Annotated in this window: 16 protein-coding genes and 1 pseudogene; 1 reads left to right on the top strand and 16 read right to left on the bottom strand. The window is 71.3% G+C overall.

What is annotated here, in order from left to right; translation table 11 throughout:
• The 13 genes and pseudogenes from AB0I54_RS34510 to AB0I54_RS34450 all read right to left on the bottom strand — a co-directional run.
• Positions 1-193, bottom strand: a pseudogene (locus AB0I54_RS34510) (methylmalonyl-CoA carboxyltransferase); the annotation flags it as partial.
• Positions 194-227: 34 nt separating this feature from the next.
• A complete protein-coding gene (locus tag AB0I54_RS34505; RefSeq protein ID WP_363300192.1) occupies positions 228-425 on the bottom strand; it encodes an acyl-CoA carboxylase subunit epsilon in 198 nt (65 codons plus the stop codon).
• 148 nt (positions 426-573) lie between these two features.
• Entirely contained in the window at positions 574-2,676 is a 2,103-nt protein-coding gene (locus tag AB0I54_RS34500) for a condensation domain-containing protein (RefSeq protein WP_363300191.1), read from the bottom strand.
• Positions 2,677-2,965: 289 nt separating this feature from the next.
• Entirely contained in the window at positions 2,966-3,868 is a 903-nt protein-coding gene (locus tag AB0I54_RS34495; protein WP_363300190.1) for a 4'-phosphopantetheinyl transferase superfamily protein, read from the bottom strand.
• A complete protein-coding gene (locus AB0I54_RS34490) occupies positions 3,862-5,220 on the bottom strand; it encodes a hypothetical protein (RefSeq protein WP_363300189.1) in 1,359 nt (452 codons plus the stop codon). Before AB0I54_RS34490 ends, AB0I54_RS34495 begins: the two co-directional genes overlap by 7 nt.
• Positions 5,221-5,231: 11 nt before the next feature.
• Positions 5,232-6,182 carry an SRPBCC family protein gene (locus tag AB0I54_RS34485; protein WP_363300188.1) on the bottom strand — a complete coding sequence of 317 codons (951 nt, stop codon included), beginning with the start codon at positions 6,180-6,182 and terminating at the stop codon, positions 5,232-5,234.
• A 121-nt stretch (positions 6,183-6,303) separates the two neighbouring features.
• Complete coding sequence (locus AB0I54_RS34480) at positions 6,304-7,128, bottom strand: AfsR/SARP family transcriptional regulator (protein ID WP_363300187.1); 825 nt, start codon at positions 7,126-7,128, stop codon at positions 6,304-6,306.
• Positions 7,129-7,386: 258 nt separating this feature from the next.
• Positions 7,387-8,019 (bottom strand): ScbR family autoregulator-binding transcription factor, encoded by a 633-nt coding sequence (locus AB0I54_RS34475; protein ID WP_363300186.1) that lies wholly within the window; start codon positions 8,017-8,019, stop codon positions 7,387-7,389.
• A gap of 452 nt (positions 8,020-8,471) precedes the next feature.
• Positions 8,472-9,137 carry a ScbR family autoregulator-binding transcription factor gene (locus AB0I54_RS34470; protein ID WP_363300185.1) on the bottom strand — a complete coding sequence of 222 codons (666 nt, stop codon included), beginning with the start codon at positions 9,135-9,137 and terminating at the stop codon, positions 8,472-8,474.
• A 179-nt stretch (positions 9,138-9,316) separates the two neighbouring features.
• The gene (locus tag AB0I54_RS34465) at positions 9,317-10,090 is read right to left on the bottom strand and encodes a glucose 1-dehydrogenase (protein WP_363300184.1); all 774 of its coding nucleotides are present in this window, start codon (positions 10,088-10,090) and stop codon (positions 9,317-9,319) included.
• A complete protein-coding gene (locus tag AB0I54_RS34460; RefSeq protein WP_363300183.1) occupies positions 10,087-10,836 on the bottom strand; it encodes an HAD family phosphatase in 750 nt (249 codons plus the stop codon). Before AB0I54_RS34460 ends, AB0I54_RS34465 begins: the two co-directional genes overlap by 4 nt.
• Positions 10,837-10,872: 36 nt before the next feature.
• Positions 10,873-12,108 carry a cytochrome P450 gene (locus AB0I54_RS34455; RefSeq protein WP_363300182.1) on the bottom strand — a complete coding sequence of 412 codons (1,236 nt, stop codon included), beginning with the start codon at positions 12,106-12,108 and terminating at the stop codon, positions 10,873-10,875.
• Positions 12,109-12,167: 59 nt separating this feature from the next.
• Positions 12,168-12,311 carry a hypothetical protein gene (locus AB0I54_RS34450; protein WP_363300181.1) on the bottom strand — a complete coding sequence of 48 codons (144 nt, stop codon included), beginning with the start codon at positions 12,309-12,311 and terminating at the stop codon, positions 12,168-12,170.
• Between the two features lie 97 nt (positions 12,312-12,408).
• Here AB0I54_RS34450 and AB0I54_RS34445 point away from each other — a divergent pair, with 97 nt between their 5' ends.
• The gene (locus tag AB0I54_RS34445) at positions 12,409-13,353 is read left to right on the top strand and encodes a ScbA/BarX family gamma-butyrolactone biosynthesis protein (protein WP_363300180.1); all 945 of its coding nucleotides are present in this window, start codon (positions 12,409-12,411) and stop codon (positions 13,351-13,353) included.
• A gap of 264 nt (positions 13,354-13,617) precedes the next feature.
• On the opposite strand, the gene AB0I54_RS34440 is transcribed toward AB0I54_RS34445, so the two are convergent.
• The 3 genes from AB0I54_RS34440 to AB0I54_RS34430 are packed head-to-tail and all read right to left on the bottom strand — an operon-like array spanning position 13,618 to position 16,636.
• Positions 13,618-14,019, bottom strand: a complete 402-nt coding sequence (locus AB0I54_RS34440) for a DUF6009 family protein (RefSeq protein WP_363300179.1) — start codon at positions 14,017-14,019, stop codon at positions 13,618-13,620.
• Positions 14,016-15,527 (bottom strand): phage/plasmid primase, P4 family, encoded by a 1,512-nt coding sequence (locus AB0I54_RS34435; RefSeq protein WP_363300178.1) that lies wholly within the window; start codon positions 15,525-15,527, stop codon positions 14,016-14,018. The genes AB0I54_RS34440 and AB0I54_RS34435 overlap by 4 nt, the downstream gene beginning before the upstream one ends.
• Positions 15,524-16,636: a bifunctional DNA primase/polymerase gene (locus AB0I54_RS34430; protein WP_363300177.1), complete on the bottom strand. Its 1,113-nt coding sequence runs from the start codon at positions 16,634-16,636 to the stop codon at positions 15,524-15,526. Before AB0I54_RS34430 ends, AB0I54_RS34435 begins: the two co-directional genes overlap by 4 nt.
• Between the last annotated feature and the right edge of the window lie 383 nt (positions 16,637-17,019).

Below are 17,019 nucleotides of genomic sequence, written 5' to 3'. Positions count from 1 at the left end.
GGAAGGAACCCGGGTCCAGGAGCAGCTCGATCCGCTCCCGCGCCGTCAGCTTGCCCTTGGCGTGCTGCGCCTCGGTCGCCTTCTCGCTGGGGCCCGCAAGCGCCTGCGCACGGATGCCGTGCAGCTCTGCCACCCGGCCGCGGATGTCGGCCGGCCCGGTGTCGACCGGAGCGGAGGCAATCGTCGTTGACATGTGGTCAGGTTCCTTCCTGGAGCACCAAGATCCGTCACTGCCAGCTGCGCGGGGCCCGGTAGGAGTGCGGCCTCCTCCACCACCGGGAGCCGTTGACCGGACGCCCCGCCTCGCTCTCCTGCGCCTCCGCGCACAGCGCGAGCAGTACGACAGTGAGCGCGGCCAGCTCCTCGTCGCTCGCGTGCCCGCGCTCGATGCGCAGCGCCGGTTGTGCTCGGTCCGAATCGCTCATGCCCCCTCCTCCAGCTTTTCGGACACCGTCGAACGAGCCGCTAGAGAACGGCTCCTCCCCGACTTGAGAACCGTCACAAAAGCTTTCCTACGCCCTATTTCCGGCATGGATTCGGTGCCCGTCACCCGTCCCCAGCCCCCGTCACCCGTCACCCGTCACCCGTCACCCGTCGTACGTCCCTGGCGCGCACGGACCACAGCCCGCGGGCCAGGGCCTGGGCGCTCGCGGTGGCGCCGCCGACCCCCGTCATCACCACGGCCGCGGCCAGGCCGTGCTCGGCCGCCCCGCGCCGGGCGATCTCATAAGCGGCGCTGCCGCCAGGACCGCAGCCGCCGAGGACGAGCCGGCGGTCCGGGGCGAGCATCTCGCGCAGCACGGACACCGACACCTCCGCCGGTCCCTCCATGCGCAGGGCCACGATCCGTTCGGGTCCTTGGTGGTCACGGGCGAGGACCTCGTAGGCGCCGGTCGGCACACCCGGCACCCCGATCAGGCAGATGACGTCCGACAGCGGTTCCCCGGGGCGCAGCACGGCCAGGGCGAGGCCGCGCGGCGCGGGCGAGCGCGGGGCCACCCGGGGCACGTCGGAGCTGCGCAGCGGCTCCAGCACCTGGGCGACGGTGCACTGGAGGTCCCGGTGGTCGGGCAGGGAGCGCAGCAGCTGCACGCACTGCGACAGCGTCGCGGAGGCGTCCCCGTCCGCCAGGCTCGCGCGGTCGTACAGACCGGTCAGCAGCAGCCCGCCCTCGGGGCTGTGCTGGGCGACGAGGGTGAACGGCAGGCTCGTGTCACCGCTGACGCTCTGCGGGACGTCCACCTGGACGCCCTGCTCCCGAAGTTCGGCGAGCAGCGCCTCCGGCAGTTCGGGCCGGCTGTCGAAGACGACGACCGTGTCGGTCAGATCGGTGTCCTCGCCCCGGCCGCTCCAGGCGCGGACCCGGTCGGCGGGCACCCAGGCGTGCGCGATCAGGTCGAACGCGGTGTCGCGCACCTCGTGGAGCAGCTCCACCAGGGGGGCCGCCGGGTCGACGGTGACGGTCATCGGCAGCGCATTGCCGAGCAGCCCGGGGATGCCCGCCGCGCCCTGCATCGGCACGTCCCGTCCGGACAGATGCACGCCGAAGCTGACCGGCACCGGCCCCTCGGCGCCCGACGCCCGGTACAGCAGCAGGGCCCACACCACATGCAGCGCGCTGCTCTCGCCGACGCCCCGCATCGCCGCCCAGGACCGCAGCCGCGCGGTCTGCGGGGGCCTGAGGCGGCGTTGCAGCCGGCCGGGGCCGGTGTGTCCGGTGGGACCGCCGGGGCGGCCGGACCGGACGGCGACACCGGGAGCCGGTGCGGCCGCGGACCAGAACGCGCGTGCGGTGGTGGTGTCCTGGCGGGCCAGCCAGCGGGCGTGGTCGCGGACGTCGGGCCGCCGCTCACCACCGGGCAGGGTGCCGCCGCTGACGTAGGCCCGGAAGAACTCGCGCAGCAGGAGGTGGACTCCGCGCTCGTCCAGCAGGGCGCGGTGGTAGGTCAGCAGCACCCGCACCGGCGCCCGCTCGGGCGGCAGCCGGTCCTGCGGCGACCAGTTCTGCGCGAACCAGTCCTGCACCGCCGGCCCCGGCGTCCCCTCCAGCAGGGTCACCCGCAGCAGGCCCGGCCGGTGCAGGTCGAAGCCGCGCGCCCGGTCCCGCTTGACCAGGTCGCCCCAGGTGACGGTGGAGTGCGCATGGTGGACGACCTCGATCCGGGCCCGGTCGTGCAGGACCAGACGCGGTGCGGCGGTCCAGTCGAACGACGCCCGCAGCACGGCCTCGCGCTCGACGAGCGACTGCCAGGCCGTGGCGAAGCGGGACGTGTCCAGCGGCCCGGACCAGTTCCAGAAGAGCTGCTCGACATGGCGGTCCGGCGACCCGGCCGCGGCCGCGAGGATCAGCTCGCGCTGGTGCCCCGTGGCCGGGACGATGCCCTCCACGCCCGGCAGCAGGGCCAGCACGTCGGCCAGCAGCTCGGCGGTGAGCGGCTCGTGTCCGCCGTCGCCGGGCGCGGCCGGGAGGAAGCTGAGGCTGTGCCGGTCGCCGTCGTCGTCGACAGTGACGGAGTACGCGCGGTGCCGCTCGGCCAGCCGGGCCGCCACGTTCTCGGCCTCCGCGGTGCCCAGCGGCCCGCACAGCTCCAGCACGACGGGGGACCGCGGCGCGGTGCCGCCCGGCTCGTGGACCACGGCGAGGACGGTGTCCTCGGAAAGGTGATGGCTGCTCATCCGCTGTCCCGGGTACCGAAACCCGCCGCCGCGGCGAAGAGGACCGGCTCCCTGCCCCCCTTTTCTGCTCGTTCCCGCTCCAGTTCGGATCGTTTCTGCGCGAGATACGCCGACTGCTGCGGCGCACTCGGCGCATACGGCCCCGCCGGCCCGCGCGCCCCGCACGGCCCCTGCGGCACCCGCTCCCCGTACGGCACCGACCTCGTCGTCGGCCCCGCGGGAGGTCGTCCGCGCACCCCCGCCCCGGCCGCCCGCGATGCGCGCCCGGGCTCGGTGCCCACGTGGTTCCTCATCGGTCGCCGGGTCTCCACCGCCCCGGAAAGCCCGTCGCGCCCGCGTCCGGCGGACCGGCCTCGGCGAACACGGCGGCGTCGTACGACGGCACCTGCCGGACGGCATGCGCCGGACGGTGGGCGACGCTCACCAGGTAGCGCCCCTGGACGAGATGGGCGGCGAACGCCCATGCGCGTGTGCCCTCCGAGTCCTCCGCGAGGGTGATGCGCCCCTCGCCGTCGCGGCGGAACCCGAACGCGGCGAAGCGGCGCCGCATCCCCTGTCCGAGGGCCTTGGTGTACGCCTCCTTGAGGGTCCACAGCTGCAGCAGCCTGAGGGTGCGCTCGGCCTCGGGCAGCACGGCGAGCGCGGCCGCCTCCTCGGGCGTGCACACATACTCGCCCAGCAGCTCCAAGGGCGCCTGCCGGCCGACGGGTTCGGCGTCCACCCCGATGGGGCCGGCGCCGCTGACACCGACCACGATCAGCTCGTCGGTGTGCGCGAGGCTCAGTTCGAGCTCCTCGCCGAGCCCGCGCAGATGGGGCCGCCCGCCGGGTTTGTAGGCGAGGTCGAGGGCCTCGGGAGGCACTTGGAGCACCGCCCCGGCGGTGTACTTCATGACCAGGCGGGAGACGGCGAAGCGCAACCGCCCGGCGCTGGCCCGGGTCTGCCGGTAGCGCGGCCAGTCGTGGCCGAGCAACGCGCGCAGCTTCGGGTCGAGCAGGGTGACGGTGAGCCACTCGCCCCAGGTCGTGTGCACCACGGCGACCCCGGTGGACTCCACCGCGTCGGACACCGGCTCCCAGGGCCCCTCGGGACCGGCCAGGTGCAGCGGCGACGGCAGGGGCACCACGAGGTCCACCGGGCCGCCCACGGCCCGGTGCCCCTGTCCCTCGCGGTCCTCGGGCCCGTTCACCACAGCGACTTCGTGGCGTAGACGTCGCAGTCGACGTCGCGTCGGCCGCGCTCGGCCAGCTCCGCCCAGACGTCCTCGCGCGGATCGGCCGGCACGGGCGGCCGCGGGACGCCGAGCCGTTCGGTGAGGCGGACGAGCGCGAGCAGGGCCCAGTCCGGGCTGCTGAGGAAGGTGGTGTGGTCGGCCGCCCGGCGGACGCCGAGCACGGCGGCGGCCAGCAGCACCTGGGCCTGACGGTCCGCCAGCGCCCGCGCGGCGGGGTCCTCCGGGGAGGCGTCGGCGGCCTGCAGACAGGGCAGGCGCAGGGTGCGCCGCTCGGTGCGCAGCCGCCGGGCGGCGCGGGCGAGCGCGCCGTCCTCGCCTTCGGCCGGCCGGGCCGCCGCCGCGGTGGCCAGCGTGTCGGCCAGCACATGGTGGCAGCCGGTGCCCTCGGGCAGCAGGTCGGCCGGGACGGCTGCCGCGTCGCCGATCCTGAACAGGGCGCCGGCGTCCGGCGCGGGCTCCCCGTTCTCGGCGAGGTCGGGCAGGGCTGCGACGAGCCGCGCCCGGCAGGCGGCCGGGTCGGGCCACTGCCCGCCGGCGGCGAGGTCGGCCCTCAGCTTGGCGAGCGAGCGCTGCTCAAGGCTGCCGGGCGCGAACCCGGTCTCGTTCAGGACGAGTTCGAGGTCGCTGTGGACGTCGGCCACCAGCTGCGGGACGACGTATCCGACCACGGCGGTGAGCAGGGCGGTGGCCTCGGCGGGCAGGACCAGGGAGCGCAGCGCCACGGTCGTCAGGCTCTCGCAGGCCAGCAGGTCGGCGAAGTCACCGGCGAGCGTGCCGTGCCACTGCCGGGCGGCCGGTTCGTGGTGGCCGAGCTCGTCGACGACGCGGACCGCGGTGCGCAGCACGGTGCCCGTGGCCGCGATCAGCGCCACCGGCCCGAGCAGGGCGGCCAGTTCGGCCGGCCGGCCGGGCGCCGGGCGGGTGCCGTCGGCCGCGGCGCGCAGCGGACGGGTGCCCCAGGCGTGACCGAGGGCCAGGTCCCGGCGGAAGAGCGGGCGCAGCACTCGTACCAGCTGGTCGGCACTGGTGTAGTGGCCGCCGGCGGCGCGGGGCCAGAACTCGGGGCGCAGATCGGCGGGGGACGGCGGGCCCTCGGTGCCCTCCACGGCGCTCAGCGCGGGAAGGCCGTAGCGGTTGGCCGGATCGGCGGGGTCGCCGAGCTGTGCCTCCAGCCGTACGGCGCGCAGCGCCACCTCCACCGGTGGCGGCAGTTCGGCGTAGGCCGCCCTGCGCCGCTCGCGGGCCGGACGTGGCTCCGCGGTGGCGGTGTCGGTGTTCTCCCCGGTCGGAGCCGGTCGGGTGAGGGCCATCGCGGGCCTCCTCATCGCAGACGGCGGACGGCGCTCTCCGCGTGCCACTTGGCCAGGCCCAGCGCTTCGGTGCTCGCGCGGCCCAGCCACTCGCGCACATACCGGCGGGCGTCCGCAAGGGTGGCTTCCTCGCCCAGGACCGGGGCCACGGCCTCTTCCCTGAGCAGAACGTGGTGGGTGCAGCCGACCCGCACCCCGGACTCTTCGGGCAGCAGGTACCACTCACCGGCGTGCGCCGCGATCAGTTCGGGCGTGACCGTCTCCTTGAAGACGATCCGCCCGGCGTGCGGGAAGCACAGGCGTACGGCCTCGACCGTGACGGTCTCGCCGGTCTCCTCGGCACAGGTGTCCATGGCGGCGAGCTGCACGCCCGGCTGGTCCTCGGTGACGCTGGTCCGCTCGACGTGCGGGACGGTCTCGGCCCAGTTCTCGATCCGGTAGAGGAAGTCGTAGACGAGCTCGAAGGGTCCGTCCACCAGCACGCTGTCCTCGAAGGACAGCAGCAGTTCGTCGAGTTTCTCCCAGTGCTCGGCCATCTCCCGGACCCCGTCCAGCTGGGTCCTGAGTTCGGCCTCGGGGTCGTGGGCGGTGGACCGGTAGGGGCCGGCCGGCGGCAGGTCGTGCCGCAGGGTGACCAGGGAGCTCTCGTCGTCCTGGGCCTGCACGGTCCAGGCGCCGGTGGTGGGCGCGTCCGGCCAGAAGGTGTCCTGCTGCTCGAACTCGATGGACCGCGACTGCGGTTTGAGCACTCGTCGGGTGCGTGAGGAACGGACGTGGTCGGCCGTCACGTCCCACATGCGCAACTGCTCGGTGACCCCGTCGAAGTCCATCCGCTCGACGTGGACGTGGGAGGAGAGGAACACCGGCCAGCGCACTGCGTCGGCGAGCATGCCGTAGACGACACCGGCGGGGGCGGCGACGGAGATGGTGTGCTGGGCCGAGTGCCCTCGTTCGGACGGCATACCGATCCCCCCTCCTCCGTGTGTCCTCAAAAACTGCGTCGTGCGCCTAGAGCGGTGCTCGAACAAAGACGGAGGTGGCGCTCAGGTCGCACGCGGCCGGCCGGGCCCTGTTGACGCCGGGTCAGCCGATGGCCGTGAGCCGTCCGGACCCGGAGGCGGGCGGTACGACGCCCTCCGGCCCGGCCATGAGGATGGAGCGCTGCAGCTTGCCCAGGGCGGGCGACGGTTCGAGACCCAGGGTGCGGACCAGGGTGGCGCGCAGCCGCTGGTAGGCGTCCAGCGCCTCGCCGCGGCGGCCGGAGCGGTACAGGGCCAGCATGTACTGGCCGCACAGGCTCTCGTGGGTGGGGTACCGGCTGACGAGCACGGTCAGTTCGGCGAGCAGCTCACGGTGCCGGCCGAGCCGCAGATCGGCATCGATGCGCTGGTCCAGCGCGCACAGCCGGCTCTCCTCCAGCCGTTTGACCTGCGTCTCCAGATGGGTTCCGGCGTGCACGTCGGCGAGCGCGGGGCCGGTCCACAGTTCGAGCGCCTCGCGCAGCCGCTGGGCGGCGCCGGGGTAGTCCTCGGCGTCCATGGCCCGGTATCCCATGCCGGCCAGCCGCTCGAACTCGCGGACGTCGCTGGTGCCTCCGTCGCTCTTGAGCAGATAGCCGCCGGGCACGGTCAGCAGGACGTCCTTGGCCGAACGGCCCTCCTCCGCGTCCCCGCTCTCCAGGGCTACGGTGATCAGCTCGCGCAGCTGCAGGATGTAGGTCTGCAGTGTGGGGCGGGCGCTGCGGGGCGGCTTGGCGCCCCAGAGCTCCTCGCTCAGTGTGTCCACGTGCACGACCTGGTCGGCGTCGAGCGCGAGCAGGGCTAACACCTGGCGCGGCTTGGGTGCCGTCGGGGTGATGGAGACGCCCTTCTCCCGCACGGCGAGTGTGCCGAGTATGTCGATGTCCACGCCGTCTCCCCGTCGCTGCTGGCTGCCTTAGAGCGGTTCCCTAGCAACCCGAGTAAAAAACAGCACGGGCGGTATGTCAATACCGTACCGGCCTCCCTGCTTGTCCTCTATCCGTACGCGAGACCCGCTCAAGACAGCCAGGATCTTCCCAGCCCACCCGGACAAATAGGGTGCAAATGCCGAACAAAAGAGCTATTAACACCTGGGCTTGACTAGTCCATTACCGAACCATACGCGCGGTTTTTATTAATGCCGCGTTCACTCGCTGTCGACCTCACCCATGGGCTTGACCGGCCTGACCGAGATCGTCTGGGGCGAGGCCGCCATCCGCGGCAGGATGAACGACCAGAACCGGGCCACCCGTTCCCTGGACAGCCACTCGCCGTCCACCTCACCGAGCGTCTCGAAGCCCACGGTCGCCGCGACGACGGCCGCCGCCGCGTCCTCGGGCGCGACGTCGGCCGCCAGCTCCCCCGCGTCCTGCGCCTGGACGACGAGATCGTGGACCCAGGCGCACCACCACTGCGGCACCCCCGCCCCGCTGTTGCGCGACGGATCGGTGCCGAGCTTGAAGCCCGCCCTGACGACGGAGTCGGTGGCCACGGCGGCGAGCAGCCGGCAGGTGGCGTTCACGAGTGACTGCAACAGGGTGTCGGCCGAGGACAGACAGCGTTCGGCCATCTTCTCGACGGAGTCCGCCGCGGCTCCCTCCACCTCCCTGGCCAGTACGTCCTTGCTGGGGAAGTGGAAGTGCAGGGCACCGGTGCTCACTCCCGCGCGCTTGCTGATCACGGGCAGGGTGGCCTGCGCGTACCCCTCGTCGGCGAAGACCTCGGCCGCCGCGAGGATGAGGGCCTGGCGCGTACGGGCCGCGCGCACCTGTTTGACCATCGGTCTCCTCCTGGGGACTGGAGCGGAACACGGAGTGCATCAGTCCGCTTCCCTCAGGGGCGTGCGGCGTTCCGTTTCAGGACATTAGCAAACCGCATGATTGGTAGGTTTGCCAGGGTGGGAGCTGTACAACCCTTGTGTGGGCTTGATGGTCACACACCGTCAGATACCCTGCTCGTGTTGTGTGGAGTCGTCGATGATGGCGCATGCGGGCGGACCAGGACTCGCCTCACAGTCGACTCACAAAAGAGCGTGCGGGGTTTGCTATCCCGTCCGGGCAAGCCCGATGGCGTCGTCCGTCCGGCCCGGTCACGCCGTCGAACGGATTCCACATCGCCACCGGGGACCCTCACACGCGAGGCAGCAAACCAGATGTCAGGTTTGTTGAGGTAACGGAAACCCCGCGGACGCGGGGGGTGTCGCGGTCCGCGGACGCGGAGACCCGCGCTCCGTCAGACCTCGGAAGCCGCGAGCTCGGCCTGTCGGCAGCGCTCGGCTTCCTTGACGACCCGGGCGCCTCTGTCGGGCGCGGTGTCCAGCCGGATGAGTGCCGCGGGTGTGGCAATGGCCGGCAGCATGTGGTTGTACAGGACCGAGACCCGGTCGCTGAGGTCCGCCCAGTTGGAGTTCGCCTCGGAGAACATCTGCGTCCCCAGCCAGGACCCGAGGAAACATTCGGCCGTCTCCTGGGGGACGACGTGGGGCAGCACCTCGCCCCGCTCCTTGGCCTCGGTCAGCAGCTTGGTGGACAGCTGGATCCAGGCCGGCCACGCACTGCCGAACAGATCGCGCCCCTGCATGTCACCGGACAGGCGTATCCCCGCCAGCAGGATGACGTCCAGGGGGATCTGATGGGCCAGCGTCATGCCGATGTCCACCCACTCCTGGAGCTTCAGCTCACGCGGCACCCAGTAGTCGTTGTCGATCTGGGCTCCGATCACACCGCGCGCCAGAGCCTCCTTGGAGTCGAAGTGGAAGTACAGGGCGCCCTTCGTCACTCCGGCCCGTTCGAGGATCTCCGCGATGGTCGCCGCCGTGTAGCCGCGTTCGGCGAAGACGGTGGCCGCGGCCTCGATAACAGCACGACGGGTCCGTACCGCACGCTCTTGCTGTGCCACGGGACCCTCCTCCGTTGAAAACAAAACCGAACACGACGTACGTTACCCCACTTCGACCGCGCTTACCCGGGAGTGGACAGGAAGGAATCCGATGATGGCCGGGAGTTTTCGGGTGACGGGTGTGACGGGCGGGGCCCCTGGTGCCGGACAGCCACCGCCCGTCACTCGCCTCCCGGTGTTCACCAGGCGGTGCGGCCTCCGTCCACCGGGAGTGTCGCACCAGTGACGAAGCTCGCCCTGTCACTGCACAGCCACGCGGCGGTCTCCGCCACCTCTTCCGGCTCCGCGGCCCGCCCCTGTGGCGCGGACCGATAGGCCTTCTCGGCCGCCGCGGGCGATACGGCGAACCACTCGTCGACCATCTCCGAGCGGGTCAGGCCGGGGGCGATGGAGTTGACCCGTATCCGGTGGGCCGCGTACTCCACTGCCGCGGCCTTGGTGAGCCCGATCACCGCGTGCTTGGAGGCGATGTAGGGGGCGGCCGTGGAGGAGGCGACCAGCCCGCCCACGCTGCTGGTGTTCACGATCGCTCCTCCCCCGCCCTGCACCATGGCCGCGATCTCATGACGCATGCAGTTCCACACGCCGCGCACGTTCGTCTCCATGACCAGTTCGTACGCCTCGTCCTCCAGGAGGTGCAACGGCACCTTCTCCACCCCCACGCCGGCGTTGTTGAACGCGGCGTCCAGGCGGCCGTAGCGCTCGACCGTGTGCTGCACGGCCCGCCGGACCTCCTCGCCGCGGCGCACGTCCATGGCGTGATAGCTCGCCTCGGCCCCCGTGTCGCGCAGCTGTGCCACGAGGTCCCTCAGCCGGTCCTCGCGCCGGGCCGTCAGGACGACGACGGCTCCCTGCCGCGCGAACACCCGCCCCGCCGCGGCTCCGATGCCACTGCTGGCGCCGGTGATGAGGACCACCTTGCCGGCCAGCGATGCGGTGCCCGCCCCGGTCATGACCGCGTCCGGGCTTCGGCGGCGAGGTGCGCCGGAATCGGGTCGCCGTGCCGCCACACCGTGCGCTCGGCGGCCTCGGCGTCGAGGGCGCGCAGCATCGCCTCGTCGATCTCGGACAACTCCCGTACCAGGTACCGGACACCGGCCCGCCGCATGAGCTCCCGCTGGAATCCGTGCGCGAAGGGGCTGGGGTGGCCGATGAAGGGCATGTCCAGTTCCCTGGCCCGCTCGGCGACGGAGGCCGCGTCGTCGATGAAGAGCGCCTGGTGGGGGGCGAGGGAGAAGAAGTCCCGGGTGATCTCCCGGAGGCCGGGCCTGAAGGCGTTGGTGCAGATGTAGCGGGGCTCGCTGAAGTACGTGGCCCACGGCCCGAGATGACGCTCGAAGTGACTCTCGTCCAGTCCGCCGTAGCACACGAGGTCCAGGCCGAGCGCACGCAGCCGCTCCAGGAGGGCGGCCGCTCCGTCGAGCAGCCGCACCGGCTGCTCACGAAGGTAGCGCTCGCGTTCCGCGAAGTAGGCGCGCAGCACCTCCTGCGGAGTGGCGCCGGTGCCGGTGACCTCCACGAACACCTGGGCGGCCTCGAGTTGCGGCCGGGAGAGCAGGGCCCGCTCGAGTTCGGGCGTGTACTCGACTCCCTGGGCGGCGACGAGCCGGTGCATGACCGGGCTGAAGGTGTCGTTGAGCAGGACGCCGTCGATGTTGACGGCGGCCAGGCGGAGCGTGCTCAGTGCGGGGTGGGACACGGGGAGACCTCCCTGTGGTCGCGGGACGGGCAGCGCTCAGGAACGGGGTGCCAGCAGCACGGGAAGTTCCGTGTGGCCGCTGGATATGAAGGACTCGAACAGCCCCAGCTCGCGGGGCTCGACGGCCAGTTCGAGGTGCGGGAACCGCTCGAAGAGGGCGGGCAGCGCGATCGTCGCCTCGCTCATGGCCAGCGGGCGGCCCAGGCAGTGGTGGACGCCGTGGCCGAAGGAGAAGTGCTCGTGACGCGTGGGGCGGGTGGCGTCGAAGGTGTCCGCGTCGGGACCGTGCGCGCCGGGGTCGCGGCCGGCGGCGACGAGCGAGAGCAGGATCGGCTCCCCCGCGCGGATCACGGTGCCGTCGAGGTCGAGGTCCTCGACGGCGAACCGGAGCAGGATGTTGGCCACCGGCGCCTGGGACCGCAGCGTCTCATGGACCACCGCGTCCCAGGTGACGGTCCCTTCCCGCACCAGCCGGAGCTGCTCGGGATGGGTGAGCAGGGCGCAGATGGCGTGATCGAGGAGGTTGACGGTCGTCTCGTGCCCCGCCCCGATGATCAGCAGGAGGGTGTCCACGAGTTCCTTCTCCGTCAGCCCCTCCCCGTCCTCGTCGCGCATGGCGATCAGGGCGCTGGTGAGGTCGGTGCCCGGGTGGACGCGTTTGCGCCCGACGAGGTCGTTCATCAGCCCGTACAGCTCGGCCTGGTTCTTCTGGGCCGTCTCCGGAGTCGTGGTGGTGGTGAACAGCACGTCCGTGACCCGGTGGAGGTCGTCGCGCTCCTGGTCGTCCAGACCGAGCATCTCCGAGATCACCCGGATGGGCAGCTCGTAGGCGAACTCCTTGCGGATGTCGACGGGTTGGGCGGACGGCAGCCCCTCCAGCCGGTTCAGCAGCTCGGCGGTGATCTCGACGATGCGCGGTCTGAGGTCCGCCGTGCGCCGGGCGGTGAAGGCGCCGGCGACCAGCTTGCGCAGCCTGGTGTGCTCCTCGCCGTAGGCGGTGAGCATGCTGCGCACCGACACCCACATGGCCAGCGGCCACGAGTCGTCGACCTCGTCGTCGATCCACGCGGGCCAGTGCCGGTAGGCGTCCTTGGACACCCGCGGGTCGGCCAGCACCTGCTTGATCAGGTCGCCCCGGTTCACCGACCAGGCCAACACACCGCCTGGCAGGGCGACTTGGACGACCGCGCCGAGCCGCCTCAGCCGGGCTGCCTCGCCGTGAAGGTCCTGGCCGGAGGGATCGAGCACCAAGGGAACGGACGGATTCTGCACCTAGCGCCTCCAGTACAGCAATCGAGCGTATGGGCAAAGAAAACCGCTGATAAGGTTTGTTACTGGCTGCTCAAATCAATCACATGACGGTCGGATGTGTCGATTTGTTCTTCAATGTGCCGAACATCGCCTTGATCGGCCAAGGTTGACACAGGATCAAACCGCCAGAAACGGAACCATTGGTTCAAGCGTTCTTCGGACACTTGAACAATCCTTTACCTGGTTGGCGATAGAAGAAAACCGGTCCGTCCGTATCTTATTAGCTGTCGTCGAACGAAGCTTCAAGACGGGGGGTCTCCGATGGGTCTGCCTACCAGTCAGAGCACAGTCGAACTGCCCGCACTGCCTCGACTCACCACGACGGTCCCCAGGGAGTACGTGCACCGCGCGAGCTTCGCGGAGGTCTTCCTGACGGGCTGCACGGCCCAGGACGACCTGAGGTTCTCCCTCACCGGCCAGTGGCCCCGGGCGCACACGCTCTTCACCAGCCCCGGCGGGGGCAGCCACGATCCCCTGCTCACCGCAGAGACGTTTCGGCAGGCCGGCATGTTCCTCGCCCACGCGGAGCTCGGCGTACCGCTCCACCACCGCTTCGTCCTGGGGGACCTCAACTACACGACGGCCCTGCAGAACCTGCGGATCGCGCTCAGCCCGACGGACTTCGACCTCGAAGCCAAATGCACCGAGGTCACCTGGCGCAGGGGCATGGCCAGTTGGCTGCAGCTGGAGCTGTCCATCCGGCGCCAGGGCAACGTGGTGGCACACGGCTCGGGCAGCTTCGGCGTGATCCAGCAGGGCGTCTACAAGCGGCTGCGCGCGGCTCGCAAGCCGTGGTCGGGCCCCGCCTTCGACATCCGGGCGGACCGCGCCCCGCTCCCACCGGCGACCGTGGGCCGCGGCTCCACGGCCGATGTGGTGCTGTCGCCCACCGACTCGCCCACCAGCTGGCTGCTCACGCCGCGCCTCGACCACCCGATCCTCTTCGACCACGCCGACGACCATCTGCCCGGCATGGTCCTGCTGGAGGGCGCACGGCAGGCGGCCTCCGCCCTGGTGGCGCCCCGGACGATGACCCCGGCGAGCGCGTCCAGCTCGTTCCGTCGCTACGTCGAACTCGACCGGCCCTGCTGGATCGACATCACGCGGGTGTCCCCCGAGAGCGGCGGAATGATGACCGTGGAGGTCACCGGCCGTCAGGACGACGAGACGGTGTTCACCTCGACGATCACCGGACCGGTCGGATGAGGGTGACAGCCACGGCATCGTCACACCCACTCCCCCGCCTACGAGACGTGCGGCCTGCGTTGAGGGACGTGCAGCGGACGGAAAGCCCGCTGCACGTGCACATTAGCGTGCAGCGGCCCCATCCCATAGAGGATTAATACCGGAAGGTCTGTTGTTAACGCGGCTGTCTCCAGGGCGAGTTGTACCGGAACAGGCATTCACCGGCCGTACTCGACCGCGACCGACCAGGAGACCACGACACCTATTACGGCGTAATAGCCCGCCCTACAACGGCAGCGTCAGCCCGCGCTCCCGTACCTCCGGGGAGGTCGGTCCGCCCTCCGAACGCTCCGTCTTGCGCCCCTTCTTGCCCGGGGCCAGCGTGCGCGGGTCCACGGCCTCGGCCGGCGCGCCGGTCGCATACAGCCCGTCGGGCACGGCGTCCCGGTCGTGCGGCAGCAACCAGAACACCCGGCGGCGGAAGGTGCCGGAGGACCGCGACGGCTTGGCACTGGGACCGAGCAGGGCATAGCCGACCATACGTCCGTCGCGGTGGTAGGCGGGCCTGCCCTTGCGGGTGGGCAACCGGTCCAGACTCTGGCGTACGTAGTCCAGTTCCGTGATCTCCTCGAGCCAGACGAAGTCGACCTCGTGGATGATCTCGTCCTCTCCTATGAGGGCGCTCATGCTGTCTCCTCGTCGGCGACCAGTCCGATGCCCGGGTAGTACTTTCGCTGGTTGGACAGGATCATCTCCTTCGGAGACGCCAGCCCCACCACCTCTCGGACCCGCGCCGCGAAGGCCCGGGACGATATCGCCGGAGCCCCCTCATTTTGACACCATGTCTTGTAGGCCGCGTAGAGCTGGGCCTGCTCCGCTCTCAGATCCGCCCCGAGACAGCACTCCTCCGACAGGAACCGCCCGGTGTGGTCCTCGGTCTCCGCGTACGCCGTGGTGGCGATGCGCACCCGCTCCGGGCCGGCGAGGTCCTTCTCGCCACTCAGATAGCGACGGGCGCCCACGATCAGCCAGTTGAGGATGCCCGGTCCCTCCTCGGTGACCAGCACGTCCGCCAGGTTGTCGATCTTGCGGTCGTCGGACACGACCCGCTCGAAGGGGATCAGCCGCATCCGGCGCCAGAACGCGAAGCCGCCGGTGCCCACCTCGGGCCGGTGGTTGCCGAGCAGCCAGAGCTTGTGGGTGGGCTGGAAGCTGAAGAAGTCCTGCCGCATCCGGCGCGCCTTGATCCGGTCGCCACCGGTCAGCAGCTTCACCCGCGCCTCGTCGAACCGGTCCCCCGGCTTGACCTCGCTGCACACGATGACCCGCCGCCCGTGCAGCTCGGCCAGATCGGTCGGATGCCCCTCGTACGGCCGGGCCATCAGGAACCCGGGCGGCGCGGCGTCCGCATAGTCGCCGACGAGCTTCATCAGCACGTCCAGGAGCACCGACTTGCCGTTCTTGCCGGAGCCGAACAGGAACGGCATCACCTGGCCGCCGACGTCCCCGGTGATGGAGTAGCCCAGCAGCAGATGCAGGAAGTCGATCATTTCCGCGCCCTCGGGCCCGTCGCCGAAGGTGTCGGTGAGGAACCGGTCCCAGCGCGGGGTGGGCATCGCCTGCGGGCCCGCGGTGGTGGAGCGGGAGTGGAAGTCCTTGTCCGGGTCGGGCGTACGGATCAGACCGGTGCGCAGGTCGACGATGCCGGCCGGGGTGCACAGCGCGTAGGGGTCGGCGTCCAACCGGGCGGCGTTGAGCACCATGCCCGGCGCGGACTTGGCCTGGGTGAGCATCGCGTTCATGCCGCTGGTGCTCAGGGCCCGGCGGCGGTGCTGCTGCAGCGCCGAGGCACTGTAGGCACCGCGCGGGTCGTCGGTCGCCAGGGACTCGGCCAGGTCCCCCGCGGCCCACATCACCGTGTCGTCCTCGTCGATCTGCCAACGGGTGCTGTCCCAGCGGTACCAGCCGAGCCCGGGCACGTGCCGGTAGTCGTTGGAGTACAGCTTGACGAACAGTTTGGCGTTGCCGCGGTCGCTGAGGGTGTCCGGCAGCAGCCCGTCGGCGGTGGCCTCCCCGTCCCCGCCCGTGCCGTGCCGGTGCTCCACGGCCTGCCGGGGCACCTGGGTGCCGGGCTGGGCGAGGATCTGCGTGGCAACCGCCTGGGCGTCGAATAGCGCGTTGTCGTCGGCGGTCACGCGCGGCCTCCCGGGGACAACGGGCGCTGCCGGCCCGCGCTCAGACCGGAACGGATGATGGCGCGGTAGCGCCGCTGCTGCCCCGGCCGGGCATGCTCTGCGGCCTGGTCCAGCACCCGTTCGGCCTCCTCCTCGGTCAAGTGCCCGGCGGCGACCAGCCCCCCGGCGGTGTAGGCGGCCCGGTTGAGCTTCTCGGAGAAGCCCGCCCCTTCGGACACGGCTGCACAGGCAGCCACTTCGGCCAGTACGGCGCTCAGGGCCCGGCCCGCGGCCGCGTGCCCTCCCCCGGCGGCCAGCACGGCCTGCCGGGCCCGCGGCGGCACCGGGCGCGGCACGGGCACGTGCGCGGGCGGCAGATGCCCGGTGCGCTCCAGCTCGCGGGCCAGCCAGCCCGGCAGCGGCGCGGGCTCACGCACCGGCCCGACAGGCTCGTACACCCCCGCCGCGGTCACCGTCCCCGGGGCGACGATGTACCCGCCGTGCGCCCGTACGTCGACCTGCCAGGCCAGCGAACGGCCCCCGCCCGACCCGGTGGAGCACTGCCAGCGCTGCCCGCCCTGGGCCCGGTACCAGACGTGCAGGCCCCCGGAGGGCGTGCGCACGCGCAGGGTGTTCTCGTCGTCCGCGGGGCTGTGTTCACCGCGCAGGGCGGCCAGTACGCCGATCGTGTGGAAGCCGTTGGCGAGCCCGGTCAGATCGACACCGGCGGAGATCTCGATGCCCGGCAGCAGCCGGTCCCGCCCGGGCAGTTCCTGGGCGTGCGCGTCGATGTCCACGACGACCAGACTCGCGGGCCCGCAGGCGATTCCCACGCCGAAACGCGGGTTGGCCCCCCACCACTGCTCGACCCTGGCGTAGTCGAGGGTGGCGGCGTGGAACCCGTGGCACCAGCGACCGGCGGCCGGGCAGCCGCAGTCCCGGTGGGTGTGCCCGGGCTCGCGGCAGGCCTCGCAGTTGCCCGCGGGAGTCTTGCGCCCCGGCGCCAGCGGATGGACGGGCCAGCCCCGGCCGACACACCACCGCGCCGTCACCAGGGATCTGGCGCCACCGTGCGGCTCGGGAGACGGCTGCCTTGAGTCGCTACGCGGAACCCGCAGCTCAGCAGGCATCCACATCCCCCATCCCCCATCAGCGACTGAAGCGACTCAACGACTGGGACAGATTAGCGAACCAGGCGGACAGAAGGGGACACAGAGAAAACAAAAATCCCTGCGTGTGTCGCCCGGTCGCTCCAGCGACTGAACGCAAATCCTCCAGCGACTCAAGCCAGTTCGGTCGCTGTCTCGGTAGCTCAACGAAGCCGCAGGTCAAAGGGTACCCACAGGCCAAAACAGCGACTGAAGCGACTCAAGGTCCCTATATATGACGTACACACGCGCACACGCACACGCGCGAATGTCTTCATATACCCCGACCTTCGGTCGCTTCAGTCGCTGTTTCACCCCCAACCCTCACCCTGACCAGGCGTTTTCCCCCAGCGACCGAAGGCGAC

The sequence above is a fragment of the Streptomyces sp. NPDC050625 genome (assembly GCF_040654755.1).
In the GTDB taxonomy this organism is placed as follows: Bacteria; Actinomycetota; Actinomycetes; order Streptomycetales; family Streptomycetaceae; genus Streptomyces.
Note: the sequence above shows the minus strand (reverse complement) of the source record. Positions and strands in the feature narration are given on the sequence as shown.